Origin of the sequence: Bordetella saccharivorans (genome assembly GCF_045862855.1) — a bacterium.
Taxonomy (GTDB): Bacteria; Pseudomonadota; Gammaproteobacteria; order Burkholderiales; family Burkholderiaceae_B; genus Bordetella_A; species Bordetella_A petrii_F.
Genome location: NZ_BAAFZO010000001.1, coordinates 5,040,904 through 5,063,786, shown reverse-complemented (window position 1 = coordinate 5,063,786; position 22,883 = coordinate 5,040,904). Strand labels below are relative to the sequence as shown.

25 protein-coding genes are annotated in these 22,883 nt (G+C 70.1%); 14 read left to right on the top strand and 11 right to left on the bottom strand.

Annotated elements, in window-relative coordinates; all coding sequences use genetic code 11:
* Positions 1 to 15 precede the first annotated feature (15 nt).
* Together ACKTT0_RS24300 and ACKTT0_RS24295 are read left to right on the top strand one after the other, a co-directional pair.
* Positions 16 to 837 (top strand): AraC family transcriptional regulator, encoded by an 822-nt coding sequence (locus ACKTT0_RS24300; RefSeq protein ID WP_407852284.1) that lies wholly within the window; start codon positions 16 to 18, stop codon positions 835 to 837.
* A 95-nt stretch (positions 838 to 932) separates the two neighbouring features.
* Entirely contained in the window at positions 933 to 1,337 is a 405-nt protein-coding gene (locus ACKTT0_RS24295) for a cupin domain-containing protein (protein ID WP_407852283.1), read from the top strand.
* 35 nt (positions 1,338 to 1,372) lie between these two features.
* Here the strand turns inward: ACKTT0_RS24295 and ACKTT0_RS24290 are convergent, their stop codons facing one another.
* Entirely contained in the window at positions 1,373 to 2,419 is a 1,047-nt protein-coding gene (locus ACKTT0_RS24290) for an NADP(H)-dependent aldo-keto reductase (protein ID WP_407852282.1), read from the bottom strand.
* Between the two features lie 96 nt (positions 2,420 to 2,515).
* Between ACKTT0_RS24290 and ACKTT0_RS24285 the strand changes: the two genes are divergently transcribed.
* A complete protein-coding gene (locus tag ACKTT0_RS24285; RefSeq protein WP_407852281.1) occupies positions 2,516 to 3,316 on the top strand; it encodes an aminoglycoside phosphotransferase family protein in 801 nt (266 codons plus the stop codon).
* Positions 3,317 to 3,335: 19 nt separating this feature from the next.
* Positions 3,336 to 3,758: a VOC family protein gene (locus ACKTT0_RS24280; RefSeq protein ID WP_407852280.1), complete on the top strand. Its 423-nt coding sequence runs from the start codon at positions 3,336 to 3,338 to the stop codon at positions 3,756 to 3,758.
* A 16-nt stretch (positions 3,759 to 3,774) separates the two neighbouring features.
* Here the strand turns inward: ACKTT0_RS24280 and sorU are convergent, their stop codons facing one another.
* Positions 3,775 to 4,143 (bottom strand): SorU family sulfite dehydrogenase c-type cytochrome subunit, encoded by a 369-nt coding sequence (gene sorU, locus ACKTT0_RS24275; RefSeq protein WP_407852279.1) that lies wholly within the window; start codon positions 4,141 to 4,143, stop codon positions 3,775 to 3,777.
* A gap of 14 nt (positions 4,144 to 4,157) precedes the next feature.
* Positions 4,158 to 5,387 carry a SorT family sulfite dehydrogenase catalytic subunit gene (gene sorT, locus ACKTT0_RS24270; RefSeq protein WP_407852278.1) on the bottom strand — a complete coding sequence of 410 codons (1,230 nt, stop codon included), beginning with the start codon at positions 5,385 to 5,387 and terminating at the stop codon, positions 4,158 to 4,160.
* A 209-nt stretch (positions 5,388 to 5,596) separates the two neighbouring features.
* Between sorT and ACKTT0_RS24265 the strand changes: the two genes are divergently transcribed.
* Positions 5,597 to 6,433, top strand: coding sequence for a class II glutamine amidotransferase (locus tag ACKTT0_RS24265; RefSeq protein ID WP_407852277.1), 837 nt, complete (start codon positions 5,597 to 5,599; stop codon positions 6,431 to 6,433).
* A gap of 6 nt (positions 6,434 to 6,439) precedes the next feature.
* Here ACKTT0_RS24265 and trhA read toward each other — a convergent pair whose 3' ends face one another.
* From trhA to ACKTT0_RS24245, 4 genes are all read right to left on the bottom strand, one after another.
* Positions 6,440 to 7,093: a PAQR family membrane homeostasis protein TrhA gene (trhA, locus tag ACKTT0_RS24260; RefSeq protein WP_407852276.1), complete on the bottom strand. Its 654-nt coding sequence runs from the start codon at positions 7,091 to 7,093 to the stop codon at positions 6,440 to 6,442.
* Between the two features lie 130 nt (positions 7,094 to 7,223).
* Positions 7,224 to 7,706, bottom strand: coding sequence for a VOC family protein (locus ACKTT0_RS24255; RefSeq protein ID WP_407852275.1), 483 nt, complete (start codon positions 7,704 to 7,706; stop codon positions 7,224 to 7,226).
* A complete protein-coding gene (locus ACKTT0_RS24250) occupies positions 7,703 to 8,194 on the bottom strand; it encodes a VOC family protein (RefSeq protein WP_407852274.1) in 492 nt (163 codons plus the stop codon). Before ACKTT0_RS24250 ends, ACKTT0_RS24255 begins: the two co-directional genes overlap by 4 nt.
* Before the next feature lie 111 nt (positions 8,195 to 8,305).
* Positions 8,306 to 8,665, bottom strand: a complete 360-nt coding sequence (locus ACKTT0_RS24245; protein WP_407852273.1) for a DUF1428 domain-containing protein — start codon at positions 8,663 to 8,665, stop codon at positions 8,306 to 8,308.
* Positions 8,666 to 8,774: 109 nt separating this feature from the next.
* On the opposite strand from ACKTT0_RS24245, the gene ACKTT0_RS24240 reads away from it, so the two are divergent.
* The 3 genes from ACKTT0_RS24240 to iaaH all read left to right on the top strand — a co-directional run bounded on the left by ACKTT0_RS24240 (position 8,775) and on the right by iaaH (position 12,103).
* Positions 8,775 to 9,758, top strand: a complete 984-nt coding sequence (locus ACKTT0_RS24240; RefSeq protein ID WP_407852272.1) for a GlxA family transcriptional regulator — start codon at positions 8,775 to 8,777, stop codon at positions 9,756 to 9,758.
* A gap of 61 nt (positions 9,759 to 9,819) precedes the next feature.
* Positions 9,820 to 10,575 (top strand): helix-turn-helix transcriptional regulator, encoded by a 756-nt coding sequence (locus ACKTT0_RS24235; RefSeq protein WP_407852271.1) that lies wholly within the window; start codon positions 9,820 to 9,822, stop codon positions 10,573 to 10,575.
* A gap of 70 nt (positions 10,576 to 10,645) precedes the next feature.
* Positions 10,646 to 12,103 (top strand): indoleacetamide hydrolase, encoded by a 1,458-nt coding sequence (gene iaaH / locus ACKTT0_RS24230; protein WP_407852270.1) that lies wholly within the window; start codon positions 10,646 to 10,648, stop codon positions 12,101 to 12,103.
* Positions 12,104 to 12,272: 169 nt separating this feature from the next.
* Here iaaH and ACKTT0_RS24225 read toward each other — a convergent pair whose 3' ends face one another.
* Positions 12,273 to 13,166 carry a LysR substrate-binding domain-containing protein gene (locus tag ACKTT0_RS24225; protein ID WP_407852269.1) on the bottom strand — a complete coding sequence of 298 codons (894 nt, stop codon included), beginning with the start codon at positions 13,164 to 13,166 and terminating at the stop codon, positions 12,273 to 12,275.
* Between the two features lie 141 nt (positions 13,167 to 13,307).
* Here ACKTT0_RS24225 and ACKTT0_RS24220 point away from each other — a divergent pair, with 141 nt between their 5' ends.
* The 5 genes from ACKTT0_RS24220 to ACKTT0_RS24200 all read left to right on the top strand — a co-directional run bounded on the left by ACKTT0_RS24220 (position 13,308) and on the right by ACKTT0_RS24200 (position 18,280).
* Positions 13,308 to 14,348, top strand: a complete 1,041-nt coding sequence (locus ACKTT0_RS24220; RefSeq protein WP_407852268.1) for a Bug family tripartite tricarboxylate transporter substrate binding protein — start codon at positions 13,308 to 13,310, stop codon at positions 14,346 to 14,348.
* A gap of 84 nt (positions 14,349 to 14,432) precedes the next feature.
* On the top strand, positions 14,433 to 15,416 hold the full coding sequence (locus ACKTT0_RS24215; protein WP_407852267.1) for a Bug family tripartite tricarboxylate transporter substrate binding protein: 984 nt from the start codon (positions 14,433 to 14,435) through the stop codon (positions 15,414 to 15,416).
* A gap of 49 nt (positions 15,417 to 15,465) precedes the next feature.
* Positions 15,466 to 16,578: a C45 family autoproteolytic acyltransferase/hydrolase gene (locus ACKTT0_RS24210; protein ID WP_407852266.1), complete on the top strand. Its 1,113-nt coding sequence runs from the start codon at positions 15,466 to 15,468 to the stop codon at positions 16,576 to 16,578.
* Between the two features lie 11 nt (positions 16,579 to 16,589).
* Complete coding sequence (locus ACKTT0_RS24205; RefSeq protein WP_407852265.1) at positions 16,590 to 17,462, top strand: polysaccharide deacetylase family protein; 873 nt, start codon at positions 16,590 to 16,592, stop codon at positions 17,460 to 17,462.
* Complete coding sequence (locus tag ACKTT0_RS24200) at positions 17,459 to 18,280, top strand: polysaccharide deacetylase family protein (protein WP_407852264.1); 822 nt, start codon at positions 17,459 to 17,461, stop codon at positions 18,278 to 18,280. The genes ACKTT0_RS24205 and ACKTT0_RS24200 overlap by 4 nt, the downstream gene beginning before the upstream one ends.
* Positions 18,281 to 18,461: 181 nt before the next feature.
* Here ACKTT0_RS24200 and ACKTT0_RS24195 read toward each other — a convergent pair whose 3' ends face one another.
* Genes ACKTT0_RS24195 through araD form a run of 3 tightly spaced genes read right to left on the bottom strand, consistent with a single transcriptional unit; the run spans position 18,462 to position 21,977 of the window.
* Positions 18,462 to 19,451 carry a Bug family tripartite tricarboxylate transporter substrate binding protein gene (locus ACKTT0_RS24195; protein ID WP_407852263.1) on the bottom strand — a complete coding sequence of 330 codons (990 nt, stop codon included), beginning with the start codon at positions 19,449 to 19,451 and terminating at the stop codon, positions 18,462 to 18,464.
* Positions 19,452 to 19,495: 44 nt separating this feature from the next.
* The gene (locus tag ACKTT0_RS24190) at positions 19,496 to 20,215 is read right to left on the bottom strand and encodes a ribonuclease activity regulator RraA (RefSeq protein WP_407852262.1); all 720 of its coding nucleotides are present in this window, start codon (positions 20,213 to 20,215) and stop codon (positions 19,496 to 19,498) included.
* A 28-nt stretch (positions 20,216 to 20,243) separates the two neighbouring features.
* Positions 20,244 to 21,977, bottom strand: coding sequence for an L-arabinonate dehydratase (gene araD, locus ACKTT0_RS24185; protein ID WP_407852261.1), 1,734 nt, complete (start codon positions 21,975 to 21,977; stop codon positions 20,244 to 20,246).
* Positions 21,978 to 22,084: 107 nt separating this feature from the next.
* On the opposite strand from araD, the gene ACKTT0_RS24180 reads away from it, so the two are divergent.
* A complete protein-coding gene (locus tag ACKTT0_RS24180) occupies positions 22,085 to 22,789 on the top strand; it encodes a GntR family transcriptional regulator (protein WP_407852260.1) in 705 nt (234 codons plus the stop codon).
* Positions 22,790 to 22,883 lie beyond the last annotated feature (94 nt).

The window sequence follows — 22,883 nt, the reverse complement described above, 5'->3', positions numbered from 1 at the left end:
TTCGGAGCGCCGCCCATGCCGCGCGAGCCTCGCATCCCGGCCGATTGGATCCGGCGCGATCCGCAGTCCGGCGCCATGGAGCGCATCGAGGCGTATTTCCATGGGCACGGCTATGATCCGCATCGCCATGCCACTTATGCCATCGGCCGCACGCTGGCCGGCGTGCAGAGCTTCCGTTATCGCGGCGAGCTGCGCCACAGCCTGCCGGGCCGAACGATCGTCCTGCATCCCGATGAAGTGCACGACGGACATGCCGGCACCGATGCCGGCTTTCATTACCGCATGGCGTACCTGGAGCCGGCCGTGCTGCAGCAGGCGCTGGGCGGCGCGGCGCTGCCGTTCATCGAGGGCGGAATATCGGCCGATCCGCGCCTGTACGCGGCGACCGAGGCGCTGGTGCGCCGCCTGGACCGGCGCCTGGACCCGCTGGCGCAGGACGACGCGCTCTACGAGGTGGCGGCCGCGCTGCAGGCCGCCAGCGGCGCGCCGCGCGGCCGCCACGCGGCGGATTTGCGAGCCGCCGAACGGGCCCGCCAGTGTATCGACGACACGCTGGGCCAGGCCATCACGCTGGATGGGCTGGCCGCCGCGAGCGGCCGGGACCGCTGGAGCCTGGCGCGTGATTTCCGCGCCCTGTATGGCGTGAGCCCATCGCGCTATGTGCAGGCGCGGCGGCTGGAATGGGCGCGCCGCCTGATGCTGGCGGGCTGCAGCCTGGTCGATGCCGCCGCGCAGGCGAACTTCGCCGACCAGAGCCACCTGACCCGCAGCTTCCGCAGCGCCTACGGCATGCCGCCGGCGGCATGGCTGGCCATGCTGAGCGGCCAGCCGCGCTGAGGCCGGGACGGCGACGCACAATCGTTCAAGACGGGCTGCGGGCAGGGCGGCTACGCTCGCGCGGGTATGCCTGTCATTTCATGGAGCCGCCGATCATGTCCCCGCCCGACCTTCCCGCCCCGCCCGCCGCGCCGCCGGCGCGCCGCGCCATCAATTTCGCCGAAAAGCTCGCCCGCATCCATGACCATTGGTCGCCGCGGGTCGTCGCCGAAATGAACGACTATCAATTCAAGCTGGTGAAGATCCAGGGCGATTTCATCTGGCACGATCATGCCGACACGGACGAGACGTTCATCGTGCTGGAAGGCCGCCTGCGCATCGACCTGCGCGATGGCCCGGTCGAGGTCGGCCCCGGCGAAATGTACGTGGTGCCACGCGGCGTGCCGCACAAGCCTTACGCCGAGCAGGAGGTCCGGATGATGCTGATCGAGCCGCGCGGCGTGCTCAATACCGGCGGCGAAACCAGCGAGCGCACCGCGCAGAACGATGTGTGGGTTTGAGCGCGCCGCGCTCCGCATGACGCGCGGCCGCCGCCTCAAGGGGCCGGGTTGGGATACCGCGCGTGAATGCGGGCGATCTCGTCGAGCACCTCCTGCGGCAGGGCGACGTCCACGCTGTCGATGTTCTCCCGCAGCTGTTCCAGCGTAGTGGCGCCGATCAGGTTGCTGGCCACGAACGGCCGCTGGTTGACCCAGGCCAGTGCCAGGTGCGTCGGCGACAGGCCGTGGGCGCGCGCCAGTTGTACATATTCGCGCGTGGCGGCCTCCGACTGCGGGTTGCTGTAGCGCGTGAAGCGCGTGTAGAGCGTCAGGCGCGCGCCTTCGGGGCGGGCGCCATCCAGGTACTTGCCGGACAGCACGCCCATGGCCAGCGGCGAATAGGCCAGCAGGCTTACCTGTTCCAGATGGCTGAATTCCGCCAGGCCCTGTTCGTAGGTGCGGTTGAGCAGGCTGTACGGATTCTGGATCGAGGCGATGCGGGGCAGGCCCTGGGCCTCCGCGTGCTTGAGGAATTGCGCCACGCCCCAGGGCGTTTCGTTGGACACGCCGATATGGCGCACCTTGCCGGCGCGCACGAAGTCCTGCAGCACTTCGAGTGTCTCCTCGATGGGCACGGTGTAGTCGTCGTCGATCCATGGGTAGGCGCGCCCGAAGGTGGCGGTGCTGCGGTCGGGCCAGTGCAACTGGTACAGGTCCAGGTAGTCGGTCTGCAGGCGCTTGAGGCTGGCGTCCAGCGCGGCGGCGAGGTTCTTGCGGTCGAGGAAGGTCTTGCCGTCGCGGATGTGGCCGGGCCGTTTCGGGTCGCGCACCGGGCCGGCCGCCTTGCTGGCCAGCACGATGTCGTGGCGGCGGCGCGTCTTCGCCAGCCAGGTGCCGATGTGGGTCTCGGTGCGGCCTTGCGTCTCGGGCTTGGGCGGCACCGGGTACATCTCGGCGGTGTCGACCAGGTTGATGCCGCGCGACAGGGCGTAGTCGAGCTGTGCGTGGGCCTCGGCTTCGCTGTTCTGCTCGCCCCAGGTCATGGTGCCCAGGCCGATCAGGCTGACATCGAGATCGGTACGGCCGAGTTTTCGGTATTTCAAGGCTGAACTCCGGATAGGGTGGGAAAAGCCGTCCGATGTTACTACCCTGCGGCTGGAGGATGATTTAATGGCTTGGCCATACCGTGGAGGCTTGTCTTGAGAATATTCGACCGCTATGTGCGGCAGTGGCGCCTGGAACCGGACGGCGCGCCTATTCGCACCGCCACCAGTCGCCTGCTGCCGGTGCGCCAGGCCGGCGCGGCGGCCATGCTGAAGATCGCCCGCGTCGAGGAGGAACGCCGCGGCGCGCGAGTGCTGGCATGGTGGGCGGGCGAGGGCGCCGCGCGCGTGCTGGCCCACGATGGTGACGCGCTGCTGATGGAACGGGCGCAAGGCGCGAATTCGCTGGCCGCCATGGCGCGCCGTGGCGACGATGCGGCGGCGACCCGCATCCTGTGCGGCGCCGTGGCGCGCCTGCACGCGCGGCGCGGCCAGCCGCCGCCCGGCCTGGTGCCGCTCGACGCCTGGTTCCGCGACCTGTGGCCGGCGGCCGAGCGGCATGGCGGGGTGTTGCGCGACAGCGCCCGCCACGCCCGCGCCCTGCTGGACGAGCCGCACCAGCCAGGCGTATTGCACGGCGACATCCACCATGGCAATGTGCTGGATTTCGGCGCGCGCGGCTGGCTGGCGATCGACCCGAAAGGCCTGCACGGCGAACGCGGCTTCGATTATGCCAACCTGTTCTGCAACCCCAGCCGCCGGACGGCGCTGGCGCGCGGGCGCTTCGAACAGCGCCTGGACATCGTCGCCGCCGCGTCCGGCATCGAGCCTCGCCGCCTGCTGCAGTGGGTGCTGGCCTGGGCCGGGCTGTCCGCCGTCTGGATGCTGCAGGACGACGCCGATCCCGCCGGCACCCTGCAGGTCGCCGCGCGCGCCGCGGCGGCGCTGGCGGGCTGAAGTCATTCAGGAGACCGACATGAAACCCCGCATTACCCTGATCACCCTGGGCGTGGACGACCTGGAGCGGGCCGTGCGCTTTTACCGCGACGGCCTGGGCTGGCCCACGCAGGGCATCATCGGCACCGAGTTCGAGCACGGCGCCGTGGCCTTCTTCGACCTGCAGCCCGGCTTGAAGCTGGCCCTGTGGCCACGCGCCAGCCTGGCGCACGACAGCGGCCTGCCGGTGGGACCGGCCAGCGCCACGCATTGCGCGCTGGCCCACAATGTGTCGGACCGAGCCGAGGTCGACAGCGTCATGCAACAGGCGCACGCGGCCGGCGCGGCGGAGGTCAAGCCGGCCGCCGATACCTTCTGGGGCGGCTATGCCGGCTACTTCCAGGATCCGGAAGGGCACTTGTGGGAAGTGGCCTGGAACCCGCAACTGCTGCCGCGCGACTGACGCCGCGCGGCCGCCGCTACTGGGCCGCGCCGGTGGCGGCGGCCACGTACTCGGCCAGGACCTGCACGTCGGCGTCGCTGAGCGCTTCGAACGCCGGCATGACGCCGATGCCGTTGCGCACCGCCTGGGCGACGCGCTTGGCATCGGGCTTGAGCTCGTCCAGGTCCGGGCCGATGGTGCCGGCCGCGCCGGCGTCGGCCAGCGTATGGCAGACGGCACAGGCCGGCGTGGCGCCCTTGGTGAACAGGGCGCGGCCGGCTTCGGCGTCGGCCGCGTGGACTGCGCCGGCGGCGGCCGCCGCGCAGAGGCCGGCGGCCAGGGCCGGCAGGGTGCGCCGCCAGCCGGCGGCGCGGCGGCGGGTGGGGTGCTGCTGGGAATTGTGCATCGGTGCCGCCGTTCCTATGAGACCGTGATCTGCAGCGCGTGGTCGCGCCAGCTGCTGTTGAGGTAGCCGCGTGCGTTTTCCTCGCGGTTCTCGACCTGCACGTTGCCTTCACTGTCCTCGACCCGGCTGGCCAGCGTGTGCTGGCCGGCGGGCAGTTCGACGGCCAGCGCGAACTGGCGCCAGGCATACTTGCCCAGGTCGGGGCCGACCAGCGCGGCCTGCTTCCAGGTCTTGCCGCCGTCGACCGACACATCCACGCGCTTGACGGCGTGCAGGCCGCCGAACGCCACGCCGCGCACCAGCGCGCGGCCGGCCTTGACGGCCTCGCCGTCCGCGCCGGGCGCGGTGATCCACGACTTGGGCGTCATGGCCCAGGCCGACGGATGTTCGGGGCCGGGCTTGGCATCCAGCGGCGCGATCCGGTAACTGGTCTGCTGGATCTTCACCGGGCTCTGTTCGGCGGTGAACGCCAGGCGCTTGATGTACTTGACGTTGTTCACGCCGGTATAGCCCGGCACGATCAGGCGCAGCGGCCCGCCATGCGCGAGGCTGAGCGGCTCGTTGTTCATCTCCCAGGCCAGCATCGCGTCCTGCATGGCCTCGCGCGGCACCGAGCGTTCCACCATGAGGGTCTTGGGGTCCAGGCCTTCGGGCAGCTTCTCGCCGCCGGTGCCGGTCATGTATTTCAGGTCGCCGTCCACGCCGCCCAGCTGCTCGACCAGCGCGCGCACCGGGATGCCCGTCCACAGCACGCAGCCGGCCGCGCCGACCTGCCATTTGGTGCCGCTGGGCTTGTGAGGGAAGAAGCCGCGCCCGTTGCCCGAGCATTGCAGCACGGTGGCCATCGTGTCCACGCCCAGCGTCTTGAGTTCGGCCAGGGTGAAGCTGCGCGGATTCTTCACGCCCTGGATCTCGACCGTCCAGGCGTCGCGGTCGTCGAGAATGGAGGCGTCCGGCGGCGGCAGGTTGTTGCGCACATACAGTTCGCGCGACGGCGTGACCACCCCGTCGCCGAACGCGCCGCGGCGCGTCTCGATGGTGTTGGCGCTGTGTACGATGACGCTGTCCGCGTCTTTCCAGGCGGCATAGGCCGGCAGCGGCTTGGCCGCCGGCGCGGCCTCCTTGGCTGCCGCTTCGCTGGCGCGCGCCAGGCCTGGGGCAGCGCCCAGCCCGGCGGCGGCCAGGGCGCCGGCGCCGCCGGCCAGCAGGCGCCGCCGCGCGGGGTCGAGAGGAGTGGTGTTCATGGCATGCCTCCGTGATCGCCGCGCACAGTGCGGGCTGGCGCGGTATTGTGGTTATCGTGGGCCGCCATGCGGCGGCCGTCGCCCGAGGAGGGCGGCTGCCCGTCATCATGGGCAATGCCGTTCTTTATGTCAATTGGTTGTAAGACGCAAAGTTCAATTATTGAAATCCATATATAAACGCAAAGTGAACAATAAGCGGGAGAAACACCATGTGCCGCTGGATGGCTTATACCGGCAGTCCGCTGAAGCTGGAGACCGTGATTTTCAAGGCCCGGCATTCCCTGATAGACCAGAGCCTGCATGCGCGCCTGGGCGCCACCACCACCAACGGCGACGGCTTCGGGGTGGGCTGGTATGGGCGCGATCCGGACGAGGCGCCGTTCCGCTACCGCAGCATTCACCCGGCGTGGAATGACCGCAACCTGCGCGAGGCGGCGCGCGCCATCAAGGCGTCGCTGTTCGTGGCCCACATCCGCGCGGCGACCGACACGCCCGCGCAAGAGACCAATTGCCATCCGTTCCGGCACGGCCGCTGGCTGTTCGTGCACAACGGCCTGATCCGCGAATACCCGCTGCTGCGCCGCGAGTTGATGCTGCATATTGCGCCGTCGTACTTTCCGTCGCTGGAGGGATCCACCGATTCGGAGGTGATGTTCCTGCTGGCGCTGAGCTTCGGCCTGGAGAAGGATCCGTTGCCGGCGCTGCAGCGCATGGCGGCGGTGGTGGAGGAGGTGGGCCATCGCCATGGCGTGGCGCACCCGCTGAACATGACCGTATGCGCGCTGGACGGCCAGCGGCTGATCGCGGTGCGCTATTCCAGCGAGGCGAATTCGCGCTCGCTGTTCCACAACACCGATGTGCGCCACCTGAAGCAGCTGTACCCCGACGAGCCGCGCATCGCGGCGCTGGACGACGATACCTACATGCTGCTGTCGGAGCCCTTGACCGAACTGCCGGGCGCCTGGGAGGAAGTGCCCGAGGCCTGCGCCATTATCGCGGGCGGGGGACAGGTGCGGCGCTACGATTTCGCGCCCGCCGGCGGTTGAGGGACGTCAGGCGGGCGGCACGGCGTACCACAGCGCCGCGAAGAAGTGGCAGGCCGTGCCGGCCAGCACGAACAGGTGCCAGACGAAATGGCTGTAGCGCCAGCGCGAGTCGAACACGAAGAACAGCACGCCGCCGGTGTAGGCCAGGCCGCCGGCCAGCAGCAGCCACAGGCCCCCGGCGGGCACGTGCTCGAGGACCGGATCGACGGCAATGGCCACCAGCCAGCCCATGGTCAGGTACAGTGCCAGCGAGACCGCCGGACGGTCGAGCCGCCGCGCGGCCTTGAGCGCCACGCCCAGCGCCGCCAGGCCCCACACCAGGCCGAGCAGGGTCCAGCCCCAGGGGCCGCGCAGCGGCCCGAGCGCGAACGGCGTGTACGTGCCGGCGATGAGCAGGTAGATGGCGGAGTGGTCCAGCACGTTGAAGACCTGCTTGGCGCGCCCGCGCGGCAGGGCGTGGTACAGCGTGGAAGCGAGGTACAGCAGGCACATGCTGGCCGCGAAGACGGCCGCGCCGGCGATCAGCGCGGCATCGCCCCGGCGCGTGGCGCCGATGATCAGCAGCGGCGCCGCCGCCACGGCGCCCAGCGCGCCCAGGCCATGGCTGATGCTGTTGGCGATTTCTTCGCCGAGGGTCTGGGGGCGGTCGGAGGCGGGCATGGCGGGTCGGGTGTCGTGCGGAAGCAATAGCACACCTTAGGTGTTTACGGGCGCCGATTCAAGCCGCGTACCCGGGGCGGGCTTGCCGCTGCGCAAAGCCCGCCCTGGCCGCGCGCCGCCGACCGGGCGGTCACGCCGCCTGCGAGGCCCGCTGGATCTCCGCCAGGTCCAGCTTGCGCATGCCCAGCACGGCCTTCATGATGCGCCCCGCCGCGGCGGGATCGGCGCGCTTGAGCATGCCGGTCAGCGCCACCGGCACGACCTGCCAGGACAGGCCGTACTTGTCCCGGACCCAGCCGCATTGTTCGCCCGGGCCGCCGGTGGACAGGTGTTCCCAGTAGTAATCGACTTCCGCCTGGTCCTGGCAGTTGATCACCAGCGAGATGGCCGGGGTGAAGCTGAAATGCGGGCCGCCGTTGAGGGCCACGAATTCCTGGCCGTTCAGGGTGAACGCGACCGTCATGACCGCGCCTTCGGGGCCGGGCGCGCCCGCCGGGTAGCGGACGATGTCGCCCAGCCGCGAATGCTTGAAGACCGAGGTATAGAAGCGGGCCGCTTCCTCGGCCTGGCCGTCGAACCACAGGAACGTGGTGATGGTCTGGCCGCCGCTCATGATTGGCCCTTGCCGGCCATGTCGGGGCACGGCGGGGCATTGCGCATGGCTTCCTGGATCTGCTCGGGGGTGAGGTCCTGCTTGTGCGTGGCCACCGACCAGCGATGGCCGAAGGGATCGGTCAGCTGGCCGTAGCGGTCGCCCCAGAACATGTCGGTCACCGGCATGGTCACGGTGGCGCCCGCCGCCACCGCCTGGGCCACGGTGGCGTCCACGTCCTCGACATACAGGTGGATGATCACCGGCGAACCTTTCAGGGCCTTGGGGTCGAAACCGCCCCATTCGGGGAAGGCGTCGCACAGCATCAGGGTGGAGTCGCCGATGCGCACCGCGGCGTGCGCGATCTTGCCGTCGGGAGTGGGCAGGCATGCCAGCTCGACGGCGTTGAATGCCTTGACGTAGAACTTGACGGCCTCGGCCGCGCCGTCGCAGGTCAGGTGCGGGGTCAGCGAGTGCATGTCGTCGGGAATGGGTTTGACGGTGGCCATGATGGGCTCCAATAGGGCGGCGCCGGGATGGCAGGCCGCTATAGGGGTACGACGATCGGCCGGGCGCTGGATCGACAGCGGCGGCGATTTTTTTTGCGCGGGCGCCCGGCGCTATGCCGCGACCAGGGTGCGGAAGCCGCCCCAGGCCATGCGGCGCATCTCGAAGACGCCTTCCACCGCCCCTTCGTGCAGGCGCGGGTCGGCCATGACGGCGGCGTTGATGCGGTCGCGGTCGGCCTTGCTGGGGTAGAGGATCCAGGCGAAGACCACCACCTCGTCGTCGCGCGCGCCCGCGGCGGCGGTGAAGCTGGCGCAGTTCGGATCCATGTTGAGGTCGTCGCCGACGCATTCGCGGTAGTCGAGCGCGCCGTGCTCTTTCCAGACCTGGCCGGCGAGGGTGGCCATGGCCTTGTAGGCGTCCAGCTTGTCTTTGGGGACGGCAAGCAGGAAGCCGTCTACGTACTGTTCCATGGCGATGCTCCTGGGTGGGCCGGCGGGTGGCCGGACAACTACTGTATCGGGAAATTCCCCCGTTGCCGATGGGGAATTGCGACAATCTTGCGGGTGGATTGCGACAGCCATGTGGCGCTATGCTGGCGCCATGAAGAACGTCGCCTTCCTGCTGCCCGTGGGGGCCAATATCGCCTCGCTGGAGACCGCCCGGCACGGCTTCCTGGTGGCCAACCAGTACTTGCAGGAGCAGGGCCGCCCGCCCTGTTTCAACGTGCGGCTGCTGGCCGCCACGCCGCAGGTGCAGCTGGACCACGGCCGCATCAGCGTGCAAGCCGACGCCGTGCTGGCCGAGGCCGGCACGGTGGACATCTGCGTGGTGCCGCCGCTGCTGGCGGCGGGCCCCGAGGCGGTGGCCGCCAACCCGCAACTGATCGACTGGCTGGTGCGCCATTACAAGGGCGGCGGCGAAGTCGCCTGCCTGTGCCTGGGCGCCGCCCTGGCGGCGGCCGGCGGCCTGCTGGACGGCCGCCGCGCGGTGGTGCACTGGGTGGCGCAGGGCCTGTACGCGCAATGGTTCCCGGCGGTGCAGTGGGTCAGCGACCGGGTCGTGCTGGCTGAGCAGGGCCTGTACACCAGCGGCGGGGCGTTCTCGGCCGCCCACCTGGTGCTGCACTTGATCGAGAAATACACCGACCGCGAGACCGCCATCTGGTGCGCCAAGTTCTTCCAGCTGGATTGGAGCCGCCAGAGCCAGCTGCCGTTTTCGGTGTTCGTCGGTCACAAGGCGCATGCCGACGAGGTGGTGCGCGCGGTGCAGCAATATATCGAGGCCCGCTATGCCGAGCGCCTCACGGTCGAAGGCCTGGCCGGCCGCTTCGCGCTGGGCCGCCGCACGCTGGAGCGGCGCTTCCGCCAGGCCACCGGCAACAGCATCGTCGAATACCTGCAGCGCATCCGCATCGAGGCCGCCAAGAAGCAGCTGGAGAATTCACGCAAGAGCGTGGCCGAGGTCATGTACGAGGTCGGCTACAGCGACACCAAGGCGTTTCGCGATGTATTCAGCAAGTACTGCGGGATGTCGCCGGTGGGATATCGGGAACGCTACGTATAGCGCCGCCGGCCCGGCCATGTGACACTGGCGCAGCCGCGCGCTGTCGCGGGCAGGAGCCGCCATGCCTTCCGCCATCTACGACATGAGCGCCAGCGAACTGGCGCAACTGGCCGACATCGTCCACGCCCTGGCCGGCGGCGGCGGCGCGCGCGCCGGCCTGCGGGCCCAGGTGCTGCCGGGCATGGCCCGCCTGCTGCGCTGCCAGTTCGGCGCGTCGTACCGCTGGGACGCCGCGGCGCGGCGCTTTGTCGACGGCGCCGGCCACAACATGAATCCCGCCAACCTGCGCGCCTACGACGAGCGCTACCAGTTCCGCGACCCGATCTCGCACCGCCTGCGGCCGCTGCGCCGCGCCGCGCTGGTCGACGAGGCGCTGGGCCGGCGCGAGCTGGAGCATTCCGAGTTCTACAACGATTTCCTGGCGCGCGACGGCCTGCATCATGGCGTCAATATCTATTTCGCCGACGCGTGCGGGCGCGACGTCGGCGATCTGCGGCTATGGCGCGCGGCGGGCGTCGCGGATTTCAGCGAGCGCGACCTGCGGCTGCTGGATCTGCTGGCGCCGTACTTCGCGCGGGCCCTGGCCGCCGACGAGCCGGCGCGCGCCGGCGCGGCGGCGTGCCTGAGCCCGCGCGAACAGCAGGTGGCGCGCCTGGTGGCACAGGGCCGCGGCGACCGCGAGATCGCCCGGGAACTGGGCATGGCGTTCACCACCGTGCGCACGCACCTGAAGCACGCCATGGAAAAGCTCGACTGCGCCAACCGCACCGCGCTGGCGGCGCGCTGGCTGGCGGGGGACCGGCCTCCTCAGGATTGAGGATACCGGCCGGCGCGCCGCGTACCTAGAATGGCCGGGCCGGCGCGCGCCGGCTTCCAGGAGACCCGCCATGCGCCATACCGACCGCCCGTTGCCCGACCTGAACACCTTGACCGCCGTCGCGGCGGCGCGCCTGGTCAGCCAGGGCGCCGCCAGCAGCGAGGCGCTGACGCGCGCCTACCTGGAGCGCATGCGCGCGCACGCGGCCTTGAACGCCTTCATTACGGTGGACGAAGCAGGCGCGCTGGCCCAGGCGCGTGCCTGCGACAGCCGCCGGCGCGCCGGCCAGGCCGGCCTGCCGCTGGATGGCGTGCCCATCGCCATCAAGGACAATATCCACGTCGCGGGCCTGCCCAACACGGCCGGCACGCCCGCGCTGCGCGATTTCCGGCCCGCCGCCGACGCGCCGGTGGTGCGCCGCCTGCGCGACGCCGGCGCGGTGATCGTCGGCAAGGCGAATATGCACGAACTGGCGTTCGGCTCGTCCGGCTACAACACCGCATTCCATGTGCCCGGCGTGGTGGGCGTGCGCAATGCCTATGACCCGGCCCGCATCGCGGGCGGCTCGTCGGCCGGCAGCGGGGCGGCCGTGGGCGCGCGTCTGGTGCCGGCGGCGCTGGGCACCGACACAGGGGCCTCGGTGCGGGTGCCGTCGTCCTTCAATGGCGGCACGGGCCTGCGGCCCACCATCGGCCGCTATCCGCGCGACGGCATCACGCCCATTTCCCACACGCGCGACACTCCCGGCCCCATGGCCAACGACATGGCCGACCTGGTGCTGCTGGACGCGGTGCTGAGCGGCGAGCCGCCGGTGGACGAGGCGCCGCCCGCGGCACGGATCCGCCTGGGCCTGCCCGATTATTTCTGGCGCGACCTGGACGCCGAGGTCGGGGCCGTGGCCGGCCGGGCGCTGGCGCGGCTGGCCCACGCCGGGGTGCAACTGGTCGAAGTGCAGATGCCCGAACTGGCCGCGCGCAACGCGGCGGTGAGCATGCCGGTGGCCATCCACGAGCAGCGGGTCGACCTGGCGCGCTACCTGCGCGAGCATGGCACCGGCGTGTCGTTCGACGACGTGCTGGCGCAGATTGCCAGCCCGGACGTGCAGGCGATCTTCCGCACGATGGTGGCGCCGGGCAAGCTGCCGGCGCCGGACGGCACGCTGGTCGACGTCCTGCCGGCGTATCGCGCCGCCATGGCCGGCGGCCGCGCGGCGCTGCTCGACACGTATCGCGAGACCTTCGAGCGGCATTACCTGGACGGGCTGTTGTTTCCGGTGGTGCCGATCCTGCCCATGCCGGCGAATCCCGAGGCCAGCAGCCCGGCCAATTTCGAGCGGCTGATCCGCAATACCGACCCCGGCAGCAATGCCGGCCTGCCGGGGCTGGCGCTGCCGGCAGGGTTGTCCGCGGGCGGCCTGCCGGTGGGGCTGGAAATCGACGGCCTGCCGGGCGCGGACCGCCGCGTGCTGGCCATCGGCATGACGCTGGAGCGCGTGCTGGGCCGGCTGCCCGCGCCGGGGGCCGCCTAGCGGCGGGGCCGGGATGTGCCAGACACCCTGGCGAGACGGCGGCGGATGGCCGGAAGTATCCGGCGGTGTCAGACACCCGCAGGGTGTCTGACACCTGACGGGACGGGGGTGTCCGGGGGTGTCAGACACCCATGGGTGTCTGACACCGAGATGAGGGCGATCAGGCTCTTCACGGCTGGCCCGCGTCGTCGCGGGCCAGTTCCTCCAGCAGGTATTGGCGCAGCACGCTGCTCAGGAAACTGCGGCTTTCGTTCTCGAACAGGCCGATGCTGCGATGCGCGGTGGGGTCGTCGAAGCGGATCACATGCAGGTCCGGGTCGCGGTCCCAGCCGGTGCCGCGCGGCAGCGGCAGGATGGTGACGCCCATGTCTTCCTTGACCATGTCCACGATGGTGCGCATGGCGTTCATTTCCAGGAACTCGCCGGCCTTCAGGTGGCGGCGCCGCATGAACTCGTCAATCAGGGTGCCGGTGTTGGAGCTGCGCGACACGCGCAGGAACAGGCGCCTGGCCAGCAGGGCCTCGATGGCGGGGCGGGCGGCGGCCTGCTTGCTGGCGATGAAGACCAGCGGCTCGCGGTACAGGTGCGTCCACAGCACGCCGGCCGGCACTTTGTGCGCGTTCTTCACCGACACGGCGGCGTCCAGCTCGCCTTCCTTCACGCGCGAGACCAGGTCGCCCGAATAGCTGATGCCGGGCTCGACCGCCAGGCGCGGATACTGCTTGCGGATGCGCAGCACGGCCTTGACCACCATGCTCATGGAGGTGGCGATGGACGCGACCTTGATCGAGCCGGCCAGGTCCTTGGGGTCGGGTTCCTGCAGGCGCAGCGCGTCGTACTGCATCAGCAACTGCTGCACGCGCGGCACCAGCCGATGGCCGCGCTGGTTCAGCGTGATGCTCTTGCCGACGCGGTCGAACAGGGGATAGCCCAGGTCGTTTTCCAGGCTCTGGATCTGCAGCCCGACCGCGGCCGGCGTCAGCGATACGTGTTCCGACGCCGCCGCGAACGAGCCGCAGCGGGCCACTTCAATGAAGCTGCGCAGGACGCGAATACTGCTCATGGCCGGATCTTTGCCGTGTGGCGGTTTATAAAGAAATACTTTATACAGCAGAAATTTATTCTAGATTTACTTTCCTAGCGAAGTCCTGCAAAGTCTCCTGACCACAAATCGACGCCGCGCTGGCGCGGCAAGGGGGAGACAATGTCGACGCAGTACGACAGGCACACGGCCGCGGCCGGTTTTTCATCCAGGCGCCGCCGCCTGCTGGCGGGCGGCATGGCGGCCGGCTCGGCGCTGTTGCTGCCGGGCCTGGGCGCCGGGCGCGCGCAGGCACAGGGCGCGGCCTATCCGGGCTCCAAGCCGATCGAGCTGGTGGTGCCGGGCGGGCCGGGCGCCGGCACGGACGTGGTGGCGCGCGTGGCCGCCAAGGGGCTGGCCGAGCACCTGGCTCACAACGTCGTGGTCAAGAACATGCCCGGCGCGGCCGGCATCATCGGCGCGCAGGCGGTGGCCCGGGCCGATCCTGACGGCCACACGCTGCTGTTCGCGATCACCGGCACGCACACCGTCAATCAGTTTCTGTATCCGGACTTGCCGTACAACCCCGAGAAGGATTTCGCGCCGGTCTCGCTGGTGTGCAAGTACAACAACGTGCTGGTGGTGCGGCCCGACTTCGAGGCGCAGAACTTCCAGGACCTGGTCGCGCTCGTGCGCGCCAATCCCGGCAAGTACTTCTACGGCATCACGGCCAACGGCAGTTCCAGCCACCTGGCCACCGAATTGCTCAAGAGCGAAGCCAAGCTGACCATGCCGGGCGTGCCGTACCGCAGCGCCTCGGCGGCGGTGGGCGATTTCCTGGGCGGCCAGTTCCCGGTGCTGATGGACACGGTGATCAACCAGTTGCCGCATATCCGCGCCGGCAAGGTCATTGCGCTGGCCACCACCGGAGCCGAGCGCTCGCCCGTGCTGCCCGACGTGCCCACCATCGCCGAAAGCGGCTTCCCGGGCATCGTGGCGATCGGCTGGGGCGGCATCATGGCGCCGGCCGGCACTTCGCCGGCCGCCGTGCAGGCGCTGAACCAGGCGGTCAAGCAGACGCTGGCCTCGCCGGCCTTCGACAACCTGAAGCTCGGCGGCCTGGAAACCCAGTACACCACGCCCGACGAAATGGCCGCCTTCATCGCCCAGGAGTCGGCCAAGTGGGGCCGGCTGGTCAAGGCCGGCAATATCAAGCCGTCGTAGCGCGCCACCGTCCGGGGCCGCGGCGCGCAGGCTCGCCGGGCCGCCGGGCTGTGTCGGCATTCCTTTTCGACAGGAAGACTCGTCATGCAAAGTCCAGTTTCACGCGGGCGGCGCCGCGCGCTGCAGGCCCTGGGCGCGGGCGCCGCGCTCGGCCTGGTGGGCCGCGCCGCCGGCGCCCAGGATTTCCCGGCGCGGCCGGTGACCTTGTTCTGCCCGTTCGGCGCGGGCGGCTCGGTCGACCAATATATGCGGGTGCTGAGCCAGGCGGCCGCGCCGCACCTGGGGCAGCCGGTCATCATCGAGAACAAGCCGGGCGCTGGCGGCAACCTGTCGGCCAGCCTGGTGGCGCGGGCGCGCCCGGACGGCTACACGCTGGCCATGTCGACCGGCTCCACCTTCCGCGCGCCCTGGCTGGAGCCGAAGATCGGCTTTTCGCCGCTGGACGACTTCACCTATGTGATCGGCATGACCAGCCTGGAGTTCTGCGCCGTGGTGCGCGCCGATTCGCCGCTGCAGTCGTTCGCCGATTTCATGCGGGCCGGCAAGGAGCGGCCGGGCCAGGTCCAGTATGCCGCGGGCGACCCCACCACGCTGGTGCCGGTCACCATGGTGCCCTTCCAGGAGCAGTACGGCGTACGCTTCCAGCATATCCCCTTCAAGAGCGGCGCCGACATGGCGACCGCGCTGATGGGCGGCTACGTGGACGTGGTGATGGACTCGGTGGGCACCTACGTGCCCTACATCCAGAGCGGCAGGCTGCGGCTGCTGGGGGCGCTGGGCGCGGCGCGCTTCAAGGCCTGGCCGGAGGTGCCCACCGCCACCGAGCAGGGCTACGACCTGGTGCTGTCGGCGCCCATGGGGCTGCTCGGGCCCAAGGGCATCCCGCCCGCCATCGTGCAGGCACTGCACCAGGCGTTCCGCCGCGCCATGGCCGAGCCCGCCATCGAGCGGGTGCTGGCGACGCTGAACCAGCCCGAGTGGTACCGCAATCCGCAGGATTTCGCCGCCTATGCGCGGCAGACCTATGAGGCGTCCGGCGAACTGCTGCGCCGCGCCAAGCTGATCTGAATCGCGTCCCGGCCCGCATGGGCGCGGACGAGGCCAACCAAGGAGCAACATGACTGCAGCGTTTCCTCTTATCGAAGTCGCGGGGCCGCCCGAGGCGCGCGGCCGGCAATACGGCCGGCAGGCCGCCGAGCGCATCCACAAGGGCATCGGCCACTACACCGCGCAATTGCAGGCGCTGGAATTGGACCGCGCGTCGCTGGCGGCGGTGGTGCGCGACTACCTGCCCGTGATGGAAAAATTCGACGCCGCCCATGTGGCCGAGATGCGCGGCATCGCGGCGGGCGCCGACGTGCCGTTCGACGACGTGGTGCTGCTCAACGCGCGCACCGAGATCCTCAAGCTGGCGGCCAGCCCCGCGCTGCGCGAGCGGCTGATCGGGGCCGGCGAGCTGGACGGCTGCACCGGCGTGATCGTGCTGCCGCAGGCCGCCGCCGGCGGCGTGCTGGTGCATGCGCAAAACTGGGACTGGAAATACGAATGCGCCGAGACCGCCGTGGTGCTGCGCATCCGCCGCGATGACGGCCCGGACATCCTGACTTTCACCGAGGCCGGCGCGCTGGGCCGCTCGGGCCTGAACGCGGCCGGCATCGGCCTGACCGCCAATTTCCTGGAGTCCAGCCTGGATTACCAGCGCGTGGGCGTGCCGCTGCCGCTGATCCGCCGCAAGATACTCGAACAGGAGCACCTGGCGCTGGCCATGCGCGCCGCCTACGTGACGCCGAAGTCGGGCTCGAACAACATGATGATCAGCCATCGCGGCGGCGTGGCGCTGAATTTCGAGTGCGCGCCCGACGAGACCTTCCTGGTGCGCGACGAGGACGGCCTGCTGGTGCACGCCAATCATTGGGTAAGCCCGGTCGCGCTGGGCAAGCTGAAGGACGCCGGCATCGCCTCCACGCCGGACACCTTGTATCGCGACATGCGCGTCAAGGCGCTGTTGCGGCCGCACCTGGGGCGGATCGGCGTGGCCGAAGTCAAGGCCGCCCTGCTGGACGACTACGCGTCGCCTTGGTCGGTATGCCGGCCGCCGCGCATGAACCTGGCCAGCAACCTGAGCGCCACGGTCGCCACCGTGGTGCTGCGTCCGGCCGACGCGGAAATGGAAGTGGCCGCGCTGCCGGCCGTCGATCCCGCCTTCACCACCTACGGGTTTGCAGACTGAGAGGAACCGCCATGTCCCAACCCCTGTTGACACGCGGCCTGCGCCTGCCCGGACGGGCGCCGCGCACGGCCGAGCCCGCCTGGCCGGGCCAGGCCCGCTGCCTGGTCGCCTATACCGTCGATTTCGACGGCACCGGCAATGAGGTCGGCAAGGGCCTGGAGCCCTTCGGCATGCATTCGGCCGGCCGCTATTCGGCGCGGCGCGGCGTGCCGCGCCACCTGGACATGCTCCAGCGCCTGGGCATCCCGGCGACCTTTTTCGTGCCGGGCTACGACGCGCAGTGTTCGCCCGGATCGATCCGCGACATCCAGCGCGCCGGGCATGAGATCGGCGCGCACGGCTATGTGCACGAGGGCACGCTGTTCGAGCCCGCCGAGGAAACGCGGCGCCTGAAACTGACGCACGGCATCCTGGGCGACTTGCTGGGCCAGGCGCCGCGCGGCTGGCGATCGCCGTCGGGGCAGAAGACCAGCGTGACGCTGCCGGTGCTGCACGAGCTGGGCTACCAGTACGACAGCAGCGACAAGGACGCCGACACGCCGTACATGCTGGACCTGGGCGCCGGGCGGACCATGGTCGAGATTCCCAACAACACCTACAGCCTGGACGATTTCCCGTTCTTCAATTTCTCGATGACGCCGGTGTCCGAAGTGGTCGAGCAATGGCAGGCGGAATTCGACGCGCGCTATGCGCAGGGCGGCTTCTTCATGCTGACCGTGCATCCGCGCGCCGGCTGGGGCTCGGGCACGCCCAGCCGCGTGCGCGCGGTGGAAGAAACCCTGCGCTACATCCAGCGCCACGCGGGCGTGCATTTCGCCACGCTGTCCGAGATCCAGCAATGGGTCGCGGCCGACCCCCACAGCTATGAAGAGGTGCGCGTATGAGCAAGACCGAACGACTGGTCGCGTGTCCGGTGGTGGTGGGCGTCAACGTTGACGTGGCGGCCATCGATGCGCAGGAAGCTGGCAGCGCGGGCCTGTTCGGCCGCTATTCCTATGGCCGCTACGGCGCGCGCGAAGGCCTGTGGCGACTGCTCGACGCGCTGGCGGAGAACGGCGCCCACGCCACCTTCTTCGTAATGCCGGCCGACATCGCCCAGCATCCCCACTTGTTGCAGGCCATGCTGGATGGCGGCCACGAAGTGGCGGTACGCGGCTATGTGCGCGCCCAGGCCGGCGCGCCGGAGACGCTGGACCAGCTGGCGCGCGACCGCGAAGCGCTGGCGCGCCTGACCGGCGCCGCGCCGCGGGGCTGGCGGGCCGCCAACGGGCTGGTCACGCAAGCCGCCTTGCCGGCCCTGGCGCAGGCGGGCTATGGCTACGACAGCAGCGCGCAGGACGACGACACGCCGTATGTGATGGCGCAAGGCGGCGCGGCGCTGGTGGAGCTGCCGGTGTTCGATTACCTGAGCGACGCCAAGTTCTACAGCCAGCGCCACACGCACGCCCGCGTCGCCAAGGCCTGGGCGGAGGAGGCCGACGCGCAGTACTGCGCCGGCGGCTATGTCAACCTGACCTTGCATACCCGCGGCGACGTCGGGTCCAGCCGGCTGCCGCGCGCCCGCATGGTGGCCGACTTCCTGCGCGACCTGGGACGCCGCCCCGGCGTGGCCTTCTATCGCGCCGACCGGCTGGCCGAGGCCTGGCGCGACGTGCACGCGGACACCGAGCCGTTCCCCACGATGCCCGCGCCGCAACTCTAAAGAAGAGGGGGCCGCGCGGAACAGGGATTGTCAGGTGTCAGACACCCAGGGGTGTCTGACACCACCCGCCATGCCTCTGCGGCCGCAGGTGTCCGACACCTCCGCCATGCCCCTGCGGCCGTAGGTGTCAGACACCCCACGGGTGTCTGACACCTGATGTCCTGCCTGGCCGCCCGGTGCGTCAATCCACCTGCGCGCCGGACTTCCGCACGACTTCGGCCCAGCGCGGGATTTCGCTGGCCATCAGGTCGCGCAGCGCTTCGGGGCTGCTGCCGACCAGCTGCATGCCCATGGTCTTGCCCAGCTTCTCTTGCACGTCGGGTTCCTTGAGGATGGCGGCGATCTCTTGCGAGAGCCGGTCGACGACGGGCTTGGGCGTGCCCTTGGGCGCGTACACGGCCTGCCACGACGCCATCTGGAAGCCGTGCACGCCGGCCTCTTCCATGGTGGGCGTATCGGGCGCCAGCGCGATGCGCTGCGGCGTGGTGACCGCCAGCAGCTTGAGCTTGCCGTTCTGCAGCAGCGGCAGCGCCGCGGTCATCTGGTCGAACATGAAGGTCACCGCGCCGGAGGACACGTCCACCATGGCGGGCGGCGTGCCCTTGTAGGGCACGTGCGTGAGCGGCACGTCGATAGTGTCGGCGAACAGTTCGCCGGCCAGGTGGGTCGACGTGCCCGGTCCGGACGACGCGAAGGTGCGCTTGGACGGATCGCGCTTGAGCAGGGCGATCAGGTCGGCCACCGAGTCGACGCCCAGGTTGGGATCGACCAGCAGCACGTTGGGCAGCGTCGCCACCAGCGAGACGGGCTCGAAATCCTTGACCGGGTCGTAGCGCAGGTTCTTGTACAGGCTGGCGTTGATGGCGTGGGTGCTGATGGTGCCGCCGAACAGCGTGTAGCCGTCGGCCGGCGCCTTGGCCACGTAGGCCGCGCCGATGGCGCCGGCGGCGCCGGGCTTGTTCTCGACCACTACGCTCTGGTGCAGCCGTTCGCCGAGTTTCTGCGCCAGCATGCGGCCGACCACGTCGGTGGAGCCGCCCACGGTGAACGGCACCACGTAGGAAATAGGCTTGTCGGCGGGCCAGTCGGCCGCCTGGGCCGGCAGGCCGCCAGCGGCCAGCGCGGCCGCGGCCAGGGTCAGCGCCAGGTGGCGCCGTCGGATCGGGTTCATGGGGTGTCTCCTCTCTGGGTTATGGGGCGGGCGCGGCGTCGCCGTCAGCGCCCGTGCTGCGCGCGCCAGGCGGCGTAGCGCTCGCGCGTGGCGGGGTCGGTGGGCGGGTACAGGCCGGCGATGCCGCGGCCGGCCAGCACTTCGCTGGTGACGAAGTCCTCGAAGGCGGTCATTTCCTCGGCCTCGCGCGCGATCTCGTCGGCGATGCCGGCGGGAATCACCACCACGCCCTCGGCGTCGCCCACCACGATGTCGCCGGGGAACACCGCCACGTCGCCGCAGCCGATCGGCACGTTCAGGTCGAGCGCCTGGTGCAGGGTCAGGTTGGTGGGCGCCGCAGGCCGCTGGTGATACGCCGGAATGCCGAGCCGGGCGATCTCCGGGGAATCGCGAAAGCCGCCGTCGGTGACCACGCCCGCCACGCCGCGCTTCATCAGGCGGGTGACCAGGATGGAGCCGGCCGAGGCGGCGCGCGCGTCCTTGCGGCTGTCCATCACCAGCACGGCGCCGGCCGGGCAGGCCTCGATGGCGACGCGCTGCGGATGGCGGGGGTCTTCGAACACCTGGATCGGGTTCAGGTCTTCACGCGCGGGGATGTAGCGCAGCGTATAGGCCGGCCCGACCATGTTGGGCAGCCCCGCATGCAGCGGACGTACGTCCTGGATGAACTGGTTGCGCAGGCCGCGCTTGAACAGCGCGGTGCACAGCGTGGCGGTGCTGACGGCGGCCAGGCGGGCGCGGGTGGCGTCGGACAGGGTGGTCATGGCGGTCTCGGAAGCGGGTCGGGCAGGGTCAGAAAATGTCGGGCTCGGCCACGGGCGCGCCGAAGCCGGTTTCCAGGAAATCGAAGTCGCAGCCGTCGTTGGCTTGCAGGATGTGTTGCGCGTACATCCAGCCGTAGCCGCGCTCATAGCGCTTGGGCGGCGGCGTCCAGGCGGCGCGGCGCGCGGCCAGTTCGGCGTCGCTGACGTTCAGGTGGATGCGGCGCGCCGGCACGTCCACCGTGACCAGGTCGCCGGTGCGCACCAGCGCCAGCGGGCCGCCCACATAGGCTTCCGGCGCGGCGTGCAGGATGCAGGCGCCGTAGCTGGTGCCGCTCATGCGGGCATCGGACAGGCGCAGCATGTCGCGCACGCCCTGTTTCACCAGCTTCACCGGGATCGGCAGCATGCCCCATTCGGGCATGCCGGGGCCGCCCTGCGGGCCGGCGTTGCGCAGGATCAGGATGTGGTCGGCGCTGACGTCGAGGTTCTCGTCCTCGACCGCGGCTTTCATGCTGGGGTAGTCGTCGAACACCAGCGCCGGGCCGGTGTGCTGCAGGAAGCGCGGCGCGCAGGCGCTGGGCTTGATCACGCAGCCGTCCGGCGCCAGGTTGCCCTTGAGCACGGCCAGCGCGCCTTCCTGGTAGATGGCGCGGTCCAGCGGGCGGATCACGTCGTCGTTGTAGACCGCCGCGCCGGCGATGTTCTCGCCCAGCGTGCGGCCGGTCACGGTGCGGGCCGACAGGTCCAGGTGCGCATCGGCCAGGCGCGACATCAGGCCGGGCAGGCCGCCGGCGTAGTAGAAGTCTTCCATCAGGTAGGTGTCGCCGCTGGGCCGGATGTTGGCGATGACCGGCACCTTGCGGCTGGCGGCGTCGAAGTCCGCCAGGTCCACCGCGCAGCCGGCGCGGCGCGACATGGCCACCAGGTGCACGATGGCATTGGTGGAACAGCCCATCGCCATGGCGACGTTGATGGCGTTCTGGAACGAGGCGCGTGCCAGGATGCGCTGCGGGGTGAGGTCTTCCCACACCATCCCGACCACGCGGCGGCCGCATTCGGCCGACATGCGCATGTGGTTCACGTCGGCCGCCGGAATCGACGAGGCGCCCGGCAGCGTCAGGCCGATGGCTTCGGCGATGGCGGTCATGGTGCTGGCCGTGCCCATGGTCATGCAGGTGCCGTGGCTGCGCGCGATGCCGCCTTCGACCTCGGTCCAGTCCTGCTTGGTGATATTGCCGGCGCGGCGCTCGTCCCAGAGTTTCCAGGCGTCCGAGCCCGAGCCCAGCACCTTGCCCTTCCAGTTGCCGCGCAGCATGGGGCCGGCCGGCAGGTAGACGCAGGGCAGGTTGGCGCTGATGGCGCCCATGATCAGGCCCGGCGTGGTCTTGTCGCAGCCGCCCATCAGCACCGCGCCGTCGACCGGGTGGCTGCGCAGCAGTTCCTCGGTCTCCATGGCCAGGAAGTTGCGGTACAGCATGGTGGTGGGCTTGACGAACGATTCCGACACCGAGATGGCCGGCAGTTCCACCGGGAAGCCGCCGGCCTGCAACACGCCGCGCTTGACGTCCTCGACCCGCTGCTTGAAATGGCTGTGGCAGGGGTTCAGGTCGGACCAGGTGTTGATGATGGCGATCACCGGGCGGCCGGCCCAGTCTTGCGGGCCATAGCCCATTTGCATCATGCGCGAGCGGTGGCCGAAGGAGCGCAGGTCGTCGTGGGCCATCCAGCGGGCGCTGCGCAGGTCGTCGTAGGAACGGGTCATGGAAAGCGGCTCGGTTGAGGGTCGACGGATTAAAACACTAATATATTAGTACGTCAATGCAGCAGCCCACCGTTACAATGCCGGTTCTCCACGTCGCCAGAATGCCCATGTCCTCGTTGTCCGCCTTGCCCGCCGACCTGAGCCTGGACCGCTCGCGCCACGCCGCGCCGCAGGTCTTCGAGAAACTGCGCGCGCTGATCGTGTCGCTGGACCTCAAGCCCGGCGCCGCCCTGGCGCGCGGCGAACTGGCCGAAGCCTTCGGCCTGAGCCAGACGCCGATCCGCGATGCGCTGAGCCAGTTGCGCGACGAAGGACTGGTGGACATCTATCCGCAGCACACCACCGCGGTCAGCCGCATCGATATCGCCGCCGCGCGCCAGGCGCACTTCCTGCGCCGCTCGCTGGAGCTGGAGATCGTGCGCGTGCTGGCCGAGCGCGACGACCCCGCGCTGGTCGAGCGCCTGCGCGCGCATATCGACATGCAGCGCGCCAACCAGGGCGCCGACCGCTACCAGGGTTTCCTGGATGCCGACCGCGCCTTCCACCGCGAAATGCACCAGGCCGCCGGGGTGGCGGGGCTGTGGGAACTGGAGCAGCGCTACAGCGGCCACGTCGACCGCCTGCGCCGCCTGCACCTGCCCGAAACCGGCAAGGCCGAGCGCATCCTGCGCGACCACCAGCGCATCGTCGACGCTATCGCCCGCCGCGACGTCGCCGGCGCGCAGGAGGCCCTGCGCGAGCACCTGTCCGGCACGCTGAGCCAGGTGGACGAGATCTGCGAGCGGTATCCGGATTACGTCAAGCGGGGGTGAGCCGTCCGGAAGGAAGGTGTCAGACACCCGCAGGGTGTCTGACACCTGGAAAGCGCTTCCGATATCGGCAGGTCGGCAGGTGTCAGACACCCGT